Source organism: Sorangium sp. So ce590 (assembly GCF_051521365.1).
Classification (GTDB): Bacteria; Myxococcota_A; Polyangia; order Polyangiales; family Polyangiaceae; genus Sorangium.
Window position 1 is genome coordinate 11,738,338 of sequence record NZ_CP150346.1, and the last position, 15,375, is coordinate 11,753,712.

The 15,375-nt window shown below is 71.3% G+C and carries 11 protein-coding genes and 2 pseudogenes; 6 read left to right on the forward strand and 7 right to left on the reverse strand.

The genetic code is table 11. The features are described from left to right. Positions 1–36: 36 nt before the first annotated feature. From WMF28_RS44620 to WMF28_RS44635, 4 genes are all read right to left on the reverse strand, one after another. The gene (locus tag WMF28_RS44620; RefSeq protein ID WP_437599874.1) at positions 37–2,175 is read right to left on the reverse strand and encodes an ATP-binding cassette domain-containing protein; all 2,139 of its coding nucleotides are present in this window, start codon (positions 2,173–2,175) and stop codon (positions 37–39) included. Further along, positions 2,172–4,886 (reverse strand): ATP-binding cassette domain-containing protein, encoded by a 2,715-nt coding sequence (locus WMF28_RS44625; protein ID WP_437599875.1) that lies wholly within the window; start codon positions 4,884–4,886, stop codon positions 2,172–2,174. The genes WMF28_RS44620 and WMF28_RS44625 overlap by 4 nt, the downstream gene beginning before the upstream one ends. A 14-nt stretch (positions 4,887–4,900) precedes the next feature. After that, the gene (locus WMF28_RS44630; protein WP_437599876.1) at positions 4,901–6,013 is read right to left on the reverse strand and encodes an HlyD family secretion protein; all 1,113 of its coding nucleotides are present in this window, start codon (positions 6,011–6,013) and stop codon (positions 4,901–4,903) included. 305 nt (positions 6,014–6,318) lie between these two features. Then, the gene (locus WMF28_RS44635) at positions 6,319–7,410 is read right to left on the reverse strand and encodes an SDR family oxidoreductase (protein ID WP_437599877.1); all 1,092 of its coding nucleotides are present in this window, start codon (positions 7,408–7,410) and stop codon (positions 6,319–6,321) included. 60 nt (positions 7,411–7,470) lie between these two features. On the opposite strand from WMF28_RS44635, the gene WMF28_RS44640 reads away from it, so the two are divergent. The 3 genes and pseudogenes from WMF28_RS44640 to WMF28_RS44650 form a co-directional block, all read left to right on the forward strand. Continuing rightward, a complete protein-coding gene (locus WMF28_RS44640) occupies positions 7,471–8,424 on the forward strand; it encodes a LysR family transcriptional regulator (protein WP_437599878.1) in 954 nt (317 codons plus the stop codon). 142 nt (positions 8,425–8,566) lie between these two features. Next, complete coding sequence (locus WMF28_RS44645; protein ID WP_437599879.1) at positions 8,567–9,355, forward strand: zinc-ribbon domain containing protein; 789 nt, start codon at positions 8,567–8,569, stop codon at positions 9,353–9,355. 199 nt (positions 9,356–9,554) lie between these two features. Continuing rightward, positions 9,555–9,836: pseudogene (locus tag WMF28_RS44650) on the forward strand (SDR family oxidoreductase); the annotation flags it as partial. A gap of 303 nt (positions 9,837–10,139) precedes the next feature. Here WMF28_RS44650 and WMF28_RS44655 read toward each other — a convergent pair. Then, positions 10,140–11,264, reverse strand: a complete 1,125-nt coding sequence (locus tag WMF28_RS44655) for a sugar ABC transporter substrate-binding protein (protein ID WP_437599881.1) — start codon at positions 11,262–11,264, stop codon at positions 10,140–10,142. A 411-nt stretch (positions 11,265–11,675) separates the two neighbouring features. Next, a complete protein-coding gene (locus WMF28_RS44660; RefSeq protein WP_437599882.1) occupies positions 11,676–12,092 on the reverse strand; it encodes a hypothetical protein in 417 nt (138 codons plus the stop codon). Between the two features lie 199 nt (positions 12,093–12,291). Here WMF28_RS44660 and WMF28_RS44665 point away from each other — a divergent pair. Further along, positions 12,292–13,245 (forward strand): annotated as a pseudogene (locus WMF28_RS44665) (IS4 family transposase); the annotation flags it as partial. Here the strand turns inward: WMF28_RS44665 and WMF28_RS44670 are convergent. Next, positions 13,238–13,495, reverse strand: coding sequence for a hypothetical protein (locus WMF28_RS44670; protein WP_437599883.1), 258 nt, complete (start codon positions 13,493–13,495; stop codon positions 13,238–13,240). The pseudogene WMF28_RS44665 and the gene WMF28_RS44670 overlap by 8 nt on opposite strands. Before the next feature lie 424 nt (positions 13,496–13,919). Between WMF28_RS44670 and WMF28_RS44675 the strand changes: the two genes are divergently transcribed. Together WMF28_RS44675 and WMF28_RS44680 are read left to right on the forward strand one after the other, a co-directional pair. Then, on the forward strand, positions 13,920–14,339 hold the full coding sequence (locus WMF28_RS44675) for a transposase (protein ID WP_437604381.1): 420 nt from the start codon (positions 13,920–13,922) through the stop codon (positions 14,337–14,339). Between the two features lie 41 nt (positions 14,340–14,380). Further along, entirely contained in the window at positions 14,381–15,346 is a 966-nt protein-coding gene (locus WMF28_RS44680) for an NAD(P)-dependent alcohol dehydrogenase (RefSeq protein WP_437599884.1), read from the forward strand. The last annotated feature ends 29 nt before the right edge of the window (positions 15,347–15,375 follow it).

A 15,375-nucleotide genomic window follows, 5' to 3' on the forward strand; every position in this document is an offset into this window, starting at 1 on the left:
AGCGCTTGCCTTCGAGCGCGAGGGCAGGGACGCGCGCTACGGGTGCGCGATGACGAGCAGTGTCGGGGCGCGCTCGAGCGCGCAGCGGAGCGCTCCCCGGAGCGTCTCGGGATCGAGGGCGGCGAAGCTCTCGTCGAGGATGACGAGATCCGCGCACTGGAGCAGCGTGCGCGCGAGGTAGAGGCGGCTCTTCTCGCCGTGGGAGAGCTGCCAGCCCGTCTCCCCCACGAGCTGGAGCATGCCGCCCGGCATCCGATCGAGCAGCGGGCCGAGGCCGAGCTCGCGGCAGACCGCCTCGGCCTCCTCCAGATCGCCGGCGCGGGGCGGCCACCGCCGGCCCATGAGCAGGTTGAAGGCGAACGGCGCGGAGAGGACGTGGTTGTCCTGGAACTGCGGCGCCGAGGCGACGCGCTGTCGCCAGCCGCTCCGGCCGAGGGTGTGGAAGTCGAGGCCGCCGAGCAGGAGCAGGCCGCTCTCCGGCGGGCGCAGCCCGGCGAGGATGGAGCCGAGCGTGGACTTGCCCGCGCCGGAGCTGCCCTCGAGCAGCAGGCGGTCGCCGTGGACGATGCGCAGGCTGGCCTCGCGCAGGACGGGGGCCGGTCGGCCCGGGTGCGCGTAGCTCAGCTCCTGCGCGTCGAGGAGCACGCGCTCGCCCCGGCGGTCGGCGCCCGTGACGCCCAGCAGGGCCGCCGGCGAGGCGTGCCGCTCGCGCGCCGCCGCCCCCTGGAGCGGCGAGACTTGCTCCCACGCGACGCCCGCGCCGGCGAGATCCGTGATGCCGGCGACCAGCGTGCGGAACGCGCGGAAGGCGAGCAGCACGCCGCCGAGGCTCACGGCCAGCCCCGAGGCCTGCGCCTCGCCGGAGATGAACGCGGGCGCGAGCGCGAGCGCGCCGAGGAGCAGCCACCCGCGCGGGATCAGCGCCGAGAGCGCCGCCTGCACGCGATCCAGCCGCGTCGACTCGGCGAGGTACGCCGAGAGCCCGGCGTCCTCGCGCTCGTGCCAGCGCTCTTCCTTCTCTTGCGCGACGCGCGTCCGGCTGCCGAGGATGCCCTCGACGAGCTCGCCGGTCATCGCGAGCCGCGCGCGCGTCCAGCGGCGCCGGCGCGCGTGGTACCGCCACGCGAGGAGCGCCGTCGCCGCGACGCACGCGCCGAGGGCCGCGAGCTGTGCCCCGGCGCGCGGGCCGGCCCAGAGCACAGCGCCCGCCATGAGCAGCTCGACAACCGCGACCAGCGACACCAGCCCGCCCCCGAGCGCCAGCGACTCGACAGCGTCCGCCTCGAGCACCGTGCCGAGCAGCCCGCCCGCGCCGCGGCGCCGGATCTCGTTCGGGTCGAGCTGCATGGCCCCGGCCAGGAGGCGCTGCCGGAGGAGCGTCGCCGCGTCGATGGCGAAGAGGCCGCTGAACCACGTCGCGAGGAGGCGGAACGGGATGACCGTGAGCAGGAGCAGCCCCCACGCCCAGAGCCAGCCCCGGTCGACGTGGCCGGCGAGGATGCCGCGGCCGACCACCCACCACGAGAGCAGCCAGAGGCCGTACTCGATCGCGTGCGCGAGGAAGAGGGCCGCGAGGCGGCGCGCGAGGCCGAGCTGCGCCGCGAGCTCGCGCAGGGGCGCCGAGGGCGGCCGGCGGAGGAGCCAGAAGCCCCGGAGGACGATGCCTCCGAGCTGCTGCTGCAGGATGGCCCGCGCGGCCCGCTCGCGGCGCGCGACCCCCGCGTCGGCGAGCACCCGATCGAGCGCCGGGAGGAGCGGGGCCTCCAGGGTCGAGCAGAGCGCGGACCGCACGGGCTCGACGTCCACCTCGATCACCGCGTGGTCGAGCCCGACGAGCCGCGCGCGCCCCCTCGACACGCCGACCAGCGCGAGGAAGCGGCCCTCCGGGCCCTGCACGCGGAGCACGGCCGGTCCCGCGCGGCGGATCAGCGCCTCGACGTCGCCGTAGCGGGCCTCGACCGGCTCCGCCTCGAGGCCGAGCAAGCTGGCGGCGCCCTCCATCCAGCGCCCGAGCGGGAGGCCGCCCGGCTGCGTGACCTCGGGGCGGAGCAGATCCGCGGGCGGGGCGGGGGCGCCGGCGCCCTTCACGGGCAGCGCGGCGGCGCGCGCCAGCGCCTCCATCGCCTCGCCGAGGCGCGCCGCCGGCCAGCTTGCGCTGTCGAGCGAGGCGCTCATCCCCGGAGCTTCCCCTCCACGACCTGGCCGTGCTCGACGCGCAGCCTGCGCCACGCGGCGCTCGCCCACAGCGTCTCTTGCACCTCGCGCTCGGCGTCGAGCAGGGCGCGGTAGCGGGAGCCTTCGCGGGCGGCGAGCACCTCGGGCGGCGCGTCCTCGACGACGCGGCCCTCCTCGACGACGAGCACGCGGCCGAACGACGTCGTCTCGCCGACGTCGTGCGTGATGCAGAGCAGCGTCGTCCCTGCCCACACCTCGCGGGCGCGGGCGAGCAGCGCGCGGCGGCGCGCGCGATCGAGCCCGCGGAACGGCTCGTCGAGCAGCACGAGGCCGGGGCGCTTCCGGAGCATGGCGCGGCCGAGGCGGACGCGCTGGCCCTCGCCGCCGGAGAGGAGCCCGCCGCCCTCGCCGAGGTCGGTCTGCAGCCCGTCGGGCAACGTGCGGAGCAGCGTCACGAGATCGGCGTCGTCGAGGACGGTGCCGGTGCCCGAGAGCTCGTCGGTGCCGTAGGTGAGGTTGTCGAGCAGCGGCCGGTTCCAGAGCTGCACCTCCGGATCGACCCAGGCCGTGCGGGCCCGCAGCCTGCGCAGGCGAGCGCCCGACAGCGGGAGCCCGTCCACGAGGACAGCGCCGGCCGCGGGTCGATGCCACCCGAGCAGGAGCCCCACAAGGCTCGACTTGCCGGCGCCCGACGGGCCGACGATGGCGACGTGCTCGCCGGGCTCGATGGCGACGTTCACGTCGTCGAGGATCGTGTGGCCGCCGGCGACAACGCGCACGCCCTCGAGGCGTACCCCCCTGGGCGCGTCCCCTGGCTCGGCGTCCTCCTCGACCCGCTCGCCGCCGGCCGGCGACTCCTCGGCGGCCCCGAGCGGCTCGAGCAGGCGGAGCATGACGTTGCGGTGCCCCGGGAGCTGGCGCGCGATGAGGGCGATCTCCTGGCCGAGCGCGGGGAGGTTGAGCGCCCAGAACAGCATGAGCAGGGCCGCCGACGTGCTGCCCGTGCGGCCCACGTGACCGGCGAGCAGCAGCGCCGCGAGCCCGTACGCGACGAGCGTGTTCACCCCCTCGACGGAGACGACCGCCCGCGCCATCGAGCGCGAGGCCCGGGCCCACTCGACGAGGATGCCCTCGTGCTCCCGGCGGACGCTGCGCTCGGCGCCGTGCGTGCGGATCGCGAGCAGGCCGAGGAGCGCGTCGAGGTAGAACCTCGTGAGCGTCCCGCCGTGGCTGCGCACCCTGAGGTCCCGCTCGGTGAGGGGCGGCTGCGTCGCGAGCGGCACGGCGACGGAGGAGACGCACGCGGCGATCGCGGCCGGCGCGCCCTGCGGATCGAGCCAGATGATGCCGGCCGTCGTGAGCACGAGCTCCATCGAGAAGCGGATGAACCGCCCGAGCAGGTCCGGCAGCTGCCGGAGCCGCTGGCCGGCGTGGCAGCGCTCCGCCATGTCCGAGGCCAGGCGGCTCCGGAGGTAGCGATCGCCGAGGCGCGGGATCTTGCGCAGGAACGCCGCGCGCAGGCGCACCTCCAGGTGGCGCCCCATCCACTGCACGCCGAGGGCGGTCGGGACCTCGAGCGAGATCAGGGTCAGGATGAAGCCGAGGAGCCCGGCGATGGCCACGAGGCGCTGCTCGTGCAGGCCGAGCTGGGCGCCGATCTCGAGCAGCGCCTTGAAGAGCACGGTCAGCACGACGATGCCGAGCGTCGTGAGCGCGAGCGCGCACGCGAGCGCGGCGGGCACGGTGAGGCCGCCCTCGCGGAGCAGGCGCAGGAGCTCCCGCGCCGGCCGCGCCGCGGGCGCGCGGAGCGCCAGGGCGAGCTCCGGCGAGGTCGGCGCCGGGGCGGGCGGCGCGCCGCGAGGGCCCGCCTCCCCGCGGCGCGCACCGGCGGGCTTCGCGGCGGCGCGGCGGCCCGAGACGGCGACGAGCACCGCGCCGCGCAGGAACAGCCGTGGCTCGCCCGGAGGCGACTCCGGCCCGGGCCACGCGGTCCAGAACATCTGGGGGACCGCCCACGCTTCCGGCGGGCCGTCGAGCGGGCTGTCGCGCAGCCGATCGAGGAACGACTCGAGCACGCGCGCGCTCTGGCCGCCGCGCGACAGGCCTCCTGTGGCGCAGATCGTGTCGACCATCCGCGCCGCCGCGTCGAGCTCTGCGATGGGCCGGAAGGAGGCGGCGTCGGCGGCCGCGGCCACCCGCCGCGCGGCGCCGGCGACGCCGAGGCGCTCGAGCCGCCGCGTGAGGACGCGCGCCGCCAGCTCCGACGCGGCGAAGGCACGGTAGGTGCTCTCCGGCACCGTCGTCGTGTGCACGTAGACGTCGGCGAGCAGCTCCGAGGCGCGCATCCACCGGCGCCCCGTGGCCGGGTCCATGACCTGCACGAAGCCCCCGTGGCGCGACCAGAGGACGACGAAGTGGGCCGCGCCGTTGGGGAGCCGCACGACGAGCAGCGAGGGTGTCGCCCGCGCCTCCGGCAGCAGCAGGTAATCGACGGGGAGCATGATCTGCTCGGCCTCGAGGCCGAGCTGGACGGCGATCTCCTCGAGCATGTCGATGGACGTCCCGTCGACGTCGGTCTGGCACGCCTCGCGGAGCCGGCCGTAGCTGACGGGGATGCCGAAGCCGTCGAGCAGGCACTTCAACGCGGCCGGCCCGCAATCCATGCTGGATGTCTGGATGACCTCGGGGGCGAGGAAGCGGTGCTGTCGCAAGGGGCCTCGGGGGCTCAGAGGGGCTCGACGGGGGCGCTCTGCAGCGCTCGGCCCGCGGCGCGAACCACGAGATCGAGCGGCTTGATCCGCTCGATCTCGACCTCGACCATGCCGGGGAGGCCGTGCTGCAGCGGCACGCCGGCCGGAGGGGTCCCCGCGATGCGCAGCTCGACGCGCACCTTGCCGTCGCGGAGCTCGCTCCCGACGCCGGTCACGGTGAGCGGCAGGGTCCCGTACTGCACCCAGGGAAAACCGTCGAGCCGCATCCACCCGGGCTGACCCGGGCGCACGCGGCCCACGACCGTCGCGGGAGGGAAATCGGCGACGACGCGCAGCTCCCGCCGCGGCACGACGACGGCGACGCGAGCGCCCTCCTCGAGCACGGCGCCCACCTGCAGCGGCGCCGCCTCGCCGAGCTGGCCGGCGATGGGGGCCCGGAGGGTGCGCAGCTCGATCTGGTGGGTCGCCGCGGCGATCGACGCCTCGAGCGAGCCCTTCTGGGTGCGCAGCTCCTCCGCGGTGCGCTCGAGCTCCGCGACGTCCGCCTCGATGTCGCGCTCGGCCATGAGCTGCTCGGCGGCGAGGCGACCCACCGCGAGGCGCTGCGCATCGGCGGCCGCGCGGCGGGCGAGCCCCTCCGAGCGGCTGCGCGCGAGGTCGACATCGGAGACGAGGCCGTCCTCACGGAGCAGGGTCGCGCGTTTCGCCTCCGCCTCCGTGAACCCCGCGACGGCGTCCGCCTCGCGCTGCCGCGCGCGCGCCTCCGCCGTGTGCGCTGCGGTGGCGCGCCTGTGCTCCTGCAGCGCCGCCTGCTTCGCGGCGATCTGCTTCTCGAGCGCCGCGAGCTGCGCCGGAATGCCGGCGAGGCGCGCCCGCTTCTCGGCGAGGTCGAGCCGCAGCGCCTCCGCGTCGAGCTCGACGAGCGGGTCCCCCACCTCGACCCACCTGTCGAGGGCGAGGTTCAGGGAGACGACCCTGCCCGAGGCGGACGCCTGCACCGGGTGGGCCGCCCGCTCGACCTCGATGCGCGCGCTCTCGGTGACGGCGTACACCGACACGCGCGACCGCAGGAACCACCCCGCCCAGACCGCCGCGAGCACGGCCCCCGCGGCGACGCCCAACGTCACCCCGCGGTGCCCGTCCCCTGCGAGGGCGCGTAACGATCGCTGGAACGGCGCGGACATGGAAGACCTCGACAAGGAGAGCCACGCGAAGCAGGGCACGACATCTTAGGGCGCGGGTTGTCGGGCCGTAAAGCGCGCAGGGGCGCCGCGGCGCCGCGGCCCATGCGGTGGCCGGCGGGTGGGACGCCGGCCTCATGGACCGCGCCTGGGTCGGCCAAGCGGATCCTGTGATCGCGAGCGCCACACGCACCGCGATCATGCCCCCCCCAGGGGAATCTGCAGCTCCGTCCTACAGGCCGCTCATCGCCTCAGGCGACCGAGGACGCCGGCGCGCGGCTGCGCGCGGCCTCGGGTGCGGCGCCGAAGCGCGTCGCTACGAGGTGGTCGCACCAGCGCTCCACGCTCGTCTGGATCGGCGGCATCGCCAGCCCGATCGCGCGGGCGTGGGCGTCGGCCGCGCTTGTGTCATAGGCGTCCTCGGCGAGGAACGACAGGCTCTCTCGCGGCACCCCGGTGAGCGCCTCCGGCAGCAGGCGTACAAGGCCGACGGGCAGCACCCACCTCGGGGGGCGGCGCTTCAGGTGGGCGGCGATGCCGCGGATCAGCGCGGGCAGCCGCGGAGTCGCCTGATCGAGGACGTAGAGGTCCTGTCCCGTCGTCTCGAAGCGCTCGGGCACGCTCGCCAGGAAGCGCGCAAGGTAATCGACGGTCAAGAGCGGCAGGAAGGTGCGCTCGCTGCCGACCAGGGCCGGCAGGCGGCCCCGCCAGAGCCGCTCGACCGTCTCCCCGAGGCCCGTGAGCTGCGTTGTCTCGCCGGTGCGTGAGTCGCCGATGACGCTGCTCGGGTGCACGGCCGTCCAGCGCAGCCCGCGCTCGGCCGCGAAGCGGCGCACGGCGAGATACGACTCGTGCTTCGACGCCTCGTAGGCGCCGTGCTGACGGTACAGCCCGCCCCGCGCGCGCTCGGTCAGCGCGCCCTCCGCGCCCGGCCGGGTGCTCGCGTGCAGCATGCGGTAGCCGCCGAGATAGACGAAGCGCCGCAGGGAGGGCAGCGCGAGCGCCCACCCGGCCGCGCGCAGCGAGCCATCGACATTGCAGCGCCGCGCCTCCTGCACGCCGAGCCCGAAGGCGAAGCGCGCCGCCAGGTGATAGACGTCGCGCACGTGCTCGAAGCGGTCCACCAGACCGAGCGACGCCTCCTCCACATCGCCCTCGACCACCAGGAGCCGCCGCGAATCGCCGCCGTGCGCGTCGACGAACGCGGAGAGCGCCACGGCCCGCTGCCGCGCGCGGCGCACCGGCGCCGCCACGACCTTCGTCCGGGTCAGCTCGGCCAGCAGCCAGCGCCCGATGAACCCCGTACCCCCCGTCACCAGGACCTCGACGTCGCTCACCCTCATAGGCCGCTCAGCATGCGCCGCTGGACCCATGAGGAAAATGGGATGTATCTCATACCAGACATGAGCGAGATCGATATCCGCAGCGTCAACCTGAACCTCCTCCCCGCCCTCGAGGCGCTGCTCATCGAAGGCAGCGTCAGCGCTGCGGCGCGCCGCGCCCACGTCAGCCAGTCGGCGATGAGCCACTCGCTCGCGCGCCTGCGCGAGCTCTTCGGCGATCCCCTCCTCACCCCCCTCGGCCGCGGGCTCGCCCCCACGCCGCGCGCCCTCCAGCTCCGCGCGGCCCTGCCCGCCGCCTTCGAGCACCTCCGCCGCGCCCTCGCGTCCCCCGAGCCCTTCGATCCGCGCACCTCGACGCGCGCCTTCCGCGTCGCCACCGTCGACCACTTCGAGCTCACGACCCTGCCCGACGTCCTCGATCACCTGGGCAAACACGCCCCCTCCGTACGCCTGGAGATCGAGCGCTTTTCCCCCGATGTCGTCCCCGCGCTGGTCCTCGGCGACATCGATCTGGCCCTGATCGGCGCCTCCCAGCCCGTGCCCGCCGCCGGGCTCCGCCGCGCGCCGCTCCACGAGGAGCCGTTCGCCGTCGTGGTCCGCAAAGGCCACCCGGCGATCAAGCGCCGCCTCGACCTCGAGACCTACGTCGCCCTCGGCCACGTCCTCGTCAGCGTCGAGGGCCGCCGCGAGGGCGCCGTCGACCGCGCCCTCGCCCGCCTCGGCAAGAGCAGGCGCGTTGCCCTGCGCGTGCCTCACTTCATGGCCGCGCCCCTCGCCGTGCGCAGCTCCGACCTCATCTGCACGATCGCGAGCAGCGTCGCCCAGCGCGCCCGCGAGCTCTTCGGACTGCGCGTCTTCGCGCCGCCCTTCGAGCTGCCCGCCGCGCAGGTCGTGGCGCTGTGGTCGCAGCGCCACGACGACGACCCGGCGCAGCGCTGGTTCCGGGACCTCTTCTTCTCGGGCCGTGCCCTCTCGCCGCACCTGCGGGCCCTGGTCCGCCGGGGCGCGGGGTAATCTGGAGCCCTGTCCGCAAGGGCAGCAGGCCCCGCGACGAAATCATGGCCCTCGTTGATGGCTGGCCGGCAATCGACCTTCCTGGAGGAGCTTGACGGCGGCCGCTCTCGCGCTGGAGCCCTGGTCTTGCTATCCGTGTCGGATGGCCAGACGCCGGCCGCGCCGCGACCCATCGCCCCCCTCCTCCGAGGCGCGGGTGCGGGTGTGCGACTCCGAATTCGGAGCGCTGCGTCTGATCGAGCGCACGGTGACCACGCCCGAGGGACGCAGCTTCTCGCTCTGGGACCTCCACCCCGACGACGTGCGCAAGCTCCCTCGCGGCGCCGTGCGCGCCAACGTCTCGCGCCAGGTGTTCGGCATGGGCGGCCCGGTGCTGTTCTACGTCGATCGCCAGCGGCGCTGTCGCACCTGCGGTGAAGACTTCGTGTTTCGCGCGACCGAGCAGCGGTACTGGTACGAGACGCTGCGCTTCCTGATCGACGCCGACGCTGTCGACTGCGCTCGCTGCCGGCGCGAGATCCGGCAGGGGAAAGCGCGCGCTGCGCAGCACGCCGAGGCCGTGGCGGCCGCGCACGCCCGCCCCGACGACGCCGGCGCCCAGCTCGCCCTTGCCGCCTCGACCTGCGCGCTCCGCGAGCACGCCGGCGGCGGCGACGTCGACGCCGGCATCGCCGCCGCCCGGCGCGCGCTGCGGCTGAATCCGTCGCTCGTGGAGGCGCTCTATCACGAAGGGGGACTGCAGGGCCATGCAGGGCGGCCGGGCAAGGCTCGGGAGGCGCTCGAAGCGTTCGTGAAGCGCGCAGAGGGCCTCTCCCGAGGCGAGGTGAAGACGCTCGTGCGCGCGGCGCAGAAGTGGCTGGAACGAGCTGACGCCGACGACGCCGCGTCCAGCCCGAAGAGCCAGGACAGCAAGGGTCCGGAGCGGGCCTGAGCCAGCAGGTCAGTGAATCGGTCGCCGCCGGCGGGGGCGCGCCTGAATGCGGATTCCTGCACGGACCGCCCACGGGGTTGTGCAACGCAGGTGAGGAATGCGGCTTCCACGACGGCGGCTCCGACGACCTCGCGCAGAGGTCGCGCCTACGGCACCTCCGTGGTGCTGACCGAGCCGGCCGGGCCCTGACCGGTGTCGAAAGGAGCTGGGACCGAAGGGCGTCCGCGTGAACTCGATCACCCCGGGATGGATCCGCACGACGGCAGCCGACGCGCTGGTGAAGCGCCTCGCCGATTACGCCGGTACGGATGAAGACGCAGCCCGGCAGGGCATCATGAGCGCGCTCGGCGGCATCCCCATCGGGCGTCCCGCGTGGCCCGAAGAGGTCGCGGAGCTCGTCGCGTTCCTTGCCTCCGACAGGGCGGCGTCCATCCATGGGAGCGAGTACCTGATCGACGGGGGCACTGTGCCCACCGTTTGACGGCCAGTACCGGGTCCACCTTGGCGCGACGCCCGCCCGCCGAACGCCCTGCCCGGTCTGCCGCTGCGCGAAGCGCGGTCGGCAGAAGCGGCTTGTTGGGCCATATGCGTACCGCAGGGCGTCCTGAGTGCCCTGCGGGTTCATAAGATAGGCTCGCACCCTCTCTGCGACGATCGGATCCTTCGCCTCGAGGATCTCGGACCAGATGTCCGTATCAAGAATGGTTCTCGTCACCATGGAAAGCCTCGCGCCCCACGCTCGAGGAGCACGACCCGAGGCTCGCGCCGCTGGACGGCCCCGCCGCTACTGGCTCGCGCCGATCTTGTGGAGGAACGCGTAATATTCGTCGACCTTGTTTCCCGGGACCACGTCGACGCCGGTGTTCACCCGGCTCGGGTCGTCCATCATCAGGGGAGAGAGGATCTGCTTGGTCGCGTCGAGGCCGATGATCTTGATGCCGTAGATGATATAGGGAGCGAGGTAGCCCTCGTAATACTGCCGCTGGGTGTGGGTGGCCTTGATGCGCCCCTGCCGCATGTACTCGACGGTCTTCGGGTCGAAGTCGAACGTGACGATGGGGAGCTCCGGCTTGCCCACGAGCTCCGCGAGCATCGCGCACCTGTACGAGATGTCGAACAGGCCGGCCATGCCCACGACGGGCGGATCCGCCTGCTCGAACTGGAACCTCATCCAGTCGAGGTCGAACTGGTCATCGCTGTCGAAGAAAGCTTGAGCCGTCACGACCTTGTAACCGGCGCCCTCGAGCACCTCCTGGGCCCCCTGCGTCCGATCGATCCCGTCGGCCCAACCCTCGACGATGTGGCCGTGGATCATCACCGTGCCTGGCGGCGGGGGCAGATGCGCGAGCAGGGTCTTCGCCGCCGTGGCACCGGCAGACCGGTTGAGGGTCCCGACGTAGAGCGAGCGCTTGTCGGGCGCCACGTCGGTGTCGAGCGTGACCACGTGGACCCCCTTCGCGACGGCCTCATCGATGGCCTCCTTCTGGGCGTCGCCGAAGGGGGCGACGCCGATCCCTTCGGCGCCGATCGCCACCATCTCCTTGAGCTGCTTGGCCTGGATGACCTGCGCTTCATCGTCGTCGTTCCCGGTGGGCCCGAACACGTTCCCCGTGACCCCGAGCTCGCTCATGGCCCGATTCGCCCCCGTGGCGACCGGCGCAAAGAAGCCGGTGATGTTCTTCAGCAGGATCGCCATGTGCATCGGCTCGATCGGGTTCTTGTTCATCTCGGCGACGAGGCTGTCGAGCGTGGCCTCGAGCTGCACCGGTGTGAACTCACCCGCCGGGGTCGGCGCTCGCGTGAGGAACGCGACCTTCTCGCCTTCGTCGAGGTGCTCGCTCGATCCGCACGCCGCCGTCATCAACGTGAGCCCGCAGACCGCCATCCGACATCGCCCCATCATCGTCATGAGCCCCTCCTTGCCGTAGCGCGCTCGGTCGCGGCTGACGGTCCACGCCTGATCGTCTGAGGTACGACACCGAGGATCGGGCTGTCAACAGACGTGAGAACAATTCACTTCATCTGAAAAGAAACGGGGGCTCTTCGTGACGCAGATGCGATGCAGGGCACGTAACCGGTATCCGTGCCCGGCGTTCGCGATGGCTGTCCGTGGATCGCGGTTTCTGGCGCGAGAGGTGAGCATGCTCGCGAGCGTGGAGGGACCTCGGCGCAGTGCGATGGGTGAGCGATAGACCTACCGCGCCTCCTCACACCATTCGACCACGCCGCCGCAGCCGCAGCGCGCCCGGTCGAGTTCGTCGGCTCGGAGGGGCGCCTTCCGCCACGGCTCTCCGCCATGGCGGGAGGTCTCCCGGCAGGCTCAGTACTGAAGCTCCAGGACGTACTGGACCGAGTCTCCGAGCTTGATCCTGTCGTTCGGGTCGGGGGTGGCGTCATCCGGCTGACCGTCGTCGTGGAAGACGAGCACGTACGACTCTCCCTCGGGGAGGGGATAGGTCGTCGCCCGATCCGCGCAACGCGCCGGCACGGAGGCGGTCCACGTGGGCGCCATACCGGGCTCGTCCTCGACGGGCGGGCCGCTGGGATCGACGTAGGGCCCCACGCAGAGCACGGGAAGCAGGGTGTTCCCGCCTCCCGGCAGCGCCCTGACGGAGACCGCCCTCGCCCCGGTGGTCGACTTGCTGATGCGATAGACGTCCTTCTCGCCGCGCGCGAGGAAGCCCGTGACGCCGCTCTCCGTCAGCCAGACACGTGTCCCGGTGATGTGCGTCGTCATCGCTCTTCTCTCCCATGGGTGTCCATCGTCGTTCGTACCGTTCTCGATCTGAGGAATCCCCTCAAATTTTTCGGGGAATTCACATGAAGACGGGAAGACGGGAAGTAAAGTCTCTGAGAAATCTTCCCGCCTTCTCGCCTTCATGTTCAATTTCTCGCTGGAAGTGGCCACAAAATGAGGGGATTCCTCAGGGGTCAAGCAGGTCGACCGGCTGCTGAGCAATACCGGCATCGACGTGTTCCATTCCCTGAAGTCGTGGGTAGAGTTCGTGATCGGGGTCCGCAAAGAGATCGTTATCGCGTTGGACTGGACGGACTTCGAGAAGGACGATCACACGACGCTCTGCGCCTACCTTGTGACGCGGCATGGTCGTGCCACGCCGCTGGCATGGAAGACGGTGAAGAAGTCCGCGTTGAAAGGCACTCAGAAGGACCACGAATACGAGCTCATCGAGTGGCTCCACGGGGCCATCGACGAGACGGTCGAGGTCATTCTGCTCGCCGACCGGGGCTTCGGCGATCGCAAGCTCTACGACTTTTTGGAGTTCATGGGCTGGGACTTCGTAATCCGCTTCCGCGGGGGTATCGTCGTCGAGAACGCGGCCGGGGAAGCGAGGTCCGCCAGCGCGTGGGTGCCGACGAGCCGCCGCGCCACGATGCTGCGCGAGGTGCGCGTCACCGCCGACCGCGCGAAGGTCCCGGCCGTCGTCCTTGTCCACGCGCCGAAGATGAAGGAGCCGTGGTGTTTGGCCACAACGCTTTCGGGCCGCAAGGCGGGCGATATCGTCAAGCTCTACGGCAAGAGGTTCACGATCGAGGAGACGTTTCGAGACATCAAGGACAACCACTTCGGGATGGGCCTCTCCGCCACGCACATCCACAACGCCGACCGGCGCGATCGCCTGCTGCTGCTCGCGGCCATCGCCCATGCACTCTTGACGCTGCTCGGCGCTGCGAGCGAGGAGGCCGGCCTCGATCGGTATCTGAAGGTCAACACCGTCAAGCGCCGCACACATTCGCTCTACCGCCAGGGGCTCTACTGGTACGACTGCATTCCCACCCTGCGCGAGGACTGGCTTCGGCCTCTCATGACGGCCTTCGATCGCATCGTCCGGGAGCACGCCGTCTTCCGCGAGATTTTCGGCATTATTTGAGGGGATTCCCCAGGAACGAGGCCCCTAGCTTCAGCGTCAGCTTGCCGGGGTCCTCGTAGCTGGCGTGCAGGCGGCCGCCGAAGCCGCGGTTGTCGTCGAAGGCGAACGGTGCTCTCCCGTTGCTCACGTAGGCGTCATATCCGAGCTCCCACGGGCCCGCGAACATGCTGCCGTAGGCCATGACGCCGGTCTGTCGCGTGGGAAAGAGGCTCGCTATGATGAAATAGGGGTTGTCGACGGTGATGAGCACCGGGCTGCCGTGATCGACGTTGTAGATGCCGATCGGGGTGAAGAACTGCCCGGCGCGTGCGCTCGGCGCCGAGATTTACCACCCATCAACATGGTTTTCTCCCTGTCCGCAGACCCCTGTGCGGAAGGCCGACGTCGCACGTCGCTCCCCTGCGGATTCGCGACTGCCACGTGTACCATACACAGCTAGGGTGACAGATGAAAATTCAGCGCGCTCCGCCGCGATCCAACGCGCAATGCACTTGAGCCGCATCTGAAACGCCGCAGCAGCAACACCTTGAATCAGGAGGTCACGCATGGTGCGCGGGGAAGGTCCGACGGCGACCATGTAGCTAAGTGCTCCTGTCTTCGCCTGCGATGGTCGATTCGTCGGATGCGCCAGGTGAGCGCGCGGCGGGCCGACGCTGATCAGCGACAATCAGTTACTGTCGCTTGACAAGGGGCGCCGCCGGCTCCTCTGGACCGGCCGTGACCGGACGAGACAGACGTTCAATGCATTCTTTGGCTCGCTCGGCGAGGCTCGTACACAATCGATTCGGTTCATCGCCGGCGACATGTGGAGGGCATCCCTGTCTGTCGTCGAGAAGCGAAATCCGGGAGCAGCGCATGTCCTCGGCCGCTCCCATGAAGCGCAGCTGCTCAGCAAGGCCGTCGATGCCGTACGTCGCGACGAGATCCGTGCTCTCGCACCCGTGGGTTCAACCGGTATCGAAGCCGGGCTGCGGGACCGCGACCCGTTCGTGCGCAGACAGGCCGAGGCGGCGGTCGAGGACGTCGAGTGGTGTCTCGGGTGGGCGCCGGCGGGCCGGGAGCACAACCGCGGGCGGTCTGTCTGCCCACGATGAGCAACATGGACATGCTCAGCTATCTCCGGTATCACTGAACCATGAGAGCCGCCCGTCGGGAACGGTATGGAACACCGGCAGTCATCCGGATCGAAGACGTGGCGGTGCCCACGCCGGCCGATGACGAAATATTGGTTCGCGTCCACGCAGCTACGGTGAGCCGCACCGACTGCGCGTTGCTCTCGGCCACCCCGTTCATCATGCGGTTCGCGACCGGTCTTCGCAGGCCCAGGACCGAGACGCTCGGCACCGACTTCGCGGGGCGGGTGGAGGCGATCGGCGCGCGAGTACGCAGCTTTGCGGTCGGCGACGATGTCTGGGGAATCAACGATCTCGGGGCTGGGTCTCACGCGGAGTACCTCGTCATTTCCGGGGATGCCTCGGTCGCGCGCATGCCCACCGGCCTGAGCTTCGAAGAGGCTGCAGCCTGCATCGAGGGCGCCTGGTATGCTTACAGCATCATCCAACGAGCGGGCCTCAAGAAGGACCGGCGCGTGCTGATCAACGGGGCTACCGGGGCGATCGGATCGGCGCTGCTGCAGATGTCCGTGCACCTGGGCGCCGCCGTGACGGCGGTGGGGAACACAAAGAACCTGGAGCTCTTGAGGTCGCTGGGGGCCGACAGGGTCATCAACTATGAGCAAGCAGACTTTACCCGCGACGACCAGGTCTATGACTACGTGTTCGACACGGTCGGAACGAGCACGTTCGGCGCCTGCAAGCGCTTGTTGACGCCGAAGGGCGTGTACGTTTCCTCGGAGCCCGGGCCTGGCTGGCAGAATCCATTCCTGGCAGTCCTCACGCCCGCTCTCGGCGGAAAGCGGGTCGTGTTCCCGATACCCATCGATCGGAAGGCGTTTCTCGAGGTCATGCACCGGCTCGTTACCGAGCGCCATTTCCGGCCCATCATCGACCGTACCGTTACCCTGGATGCGGTCCAGGAGGCCTATGCCTACGTCGCGTCCGGACAGAAGACGGGCAACGTGGTGCTGAAGCTCATTGCGTGAGGGGCCCGTGCGCGTGCGCCGCCTCGCTC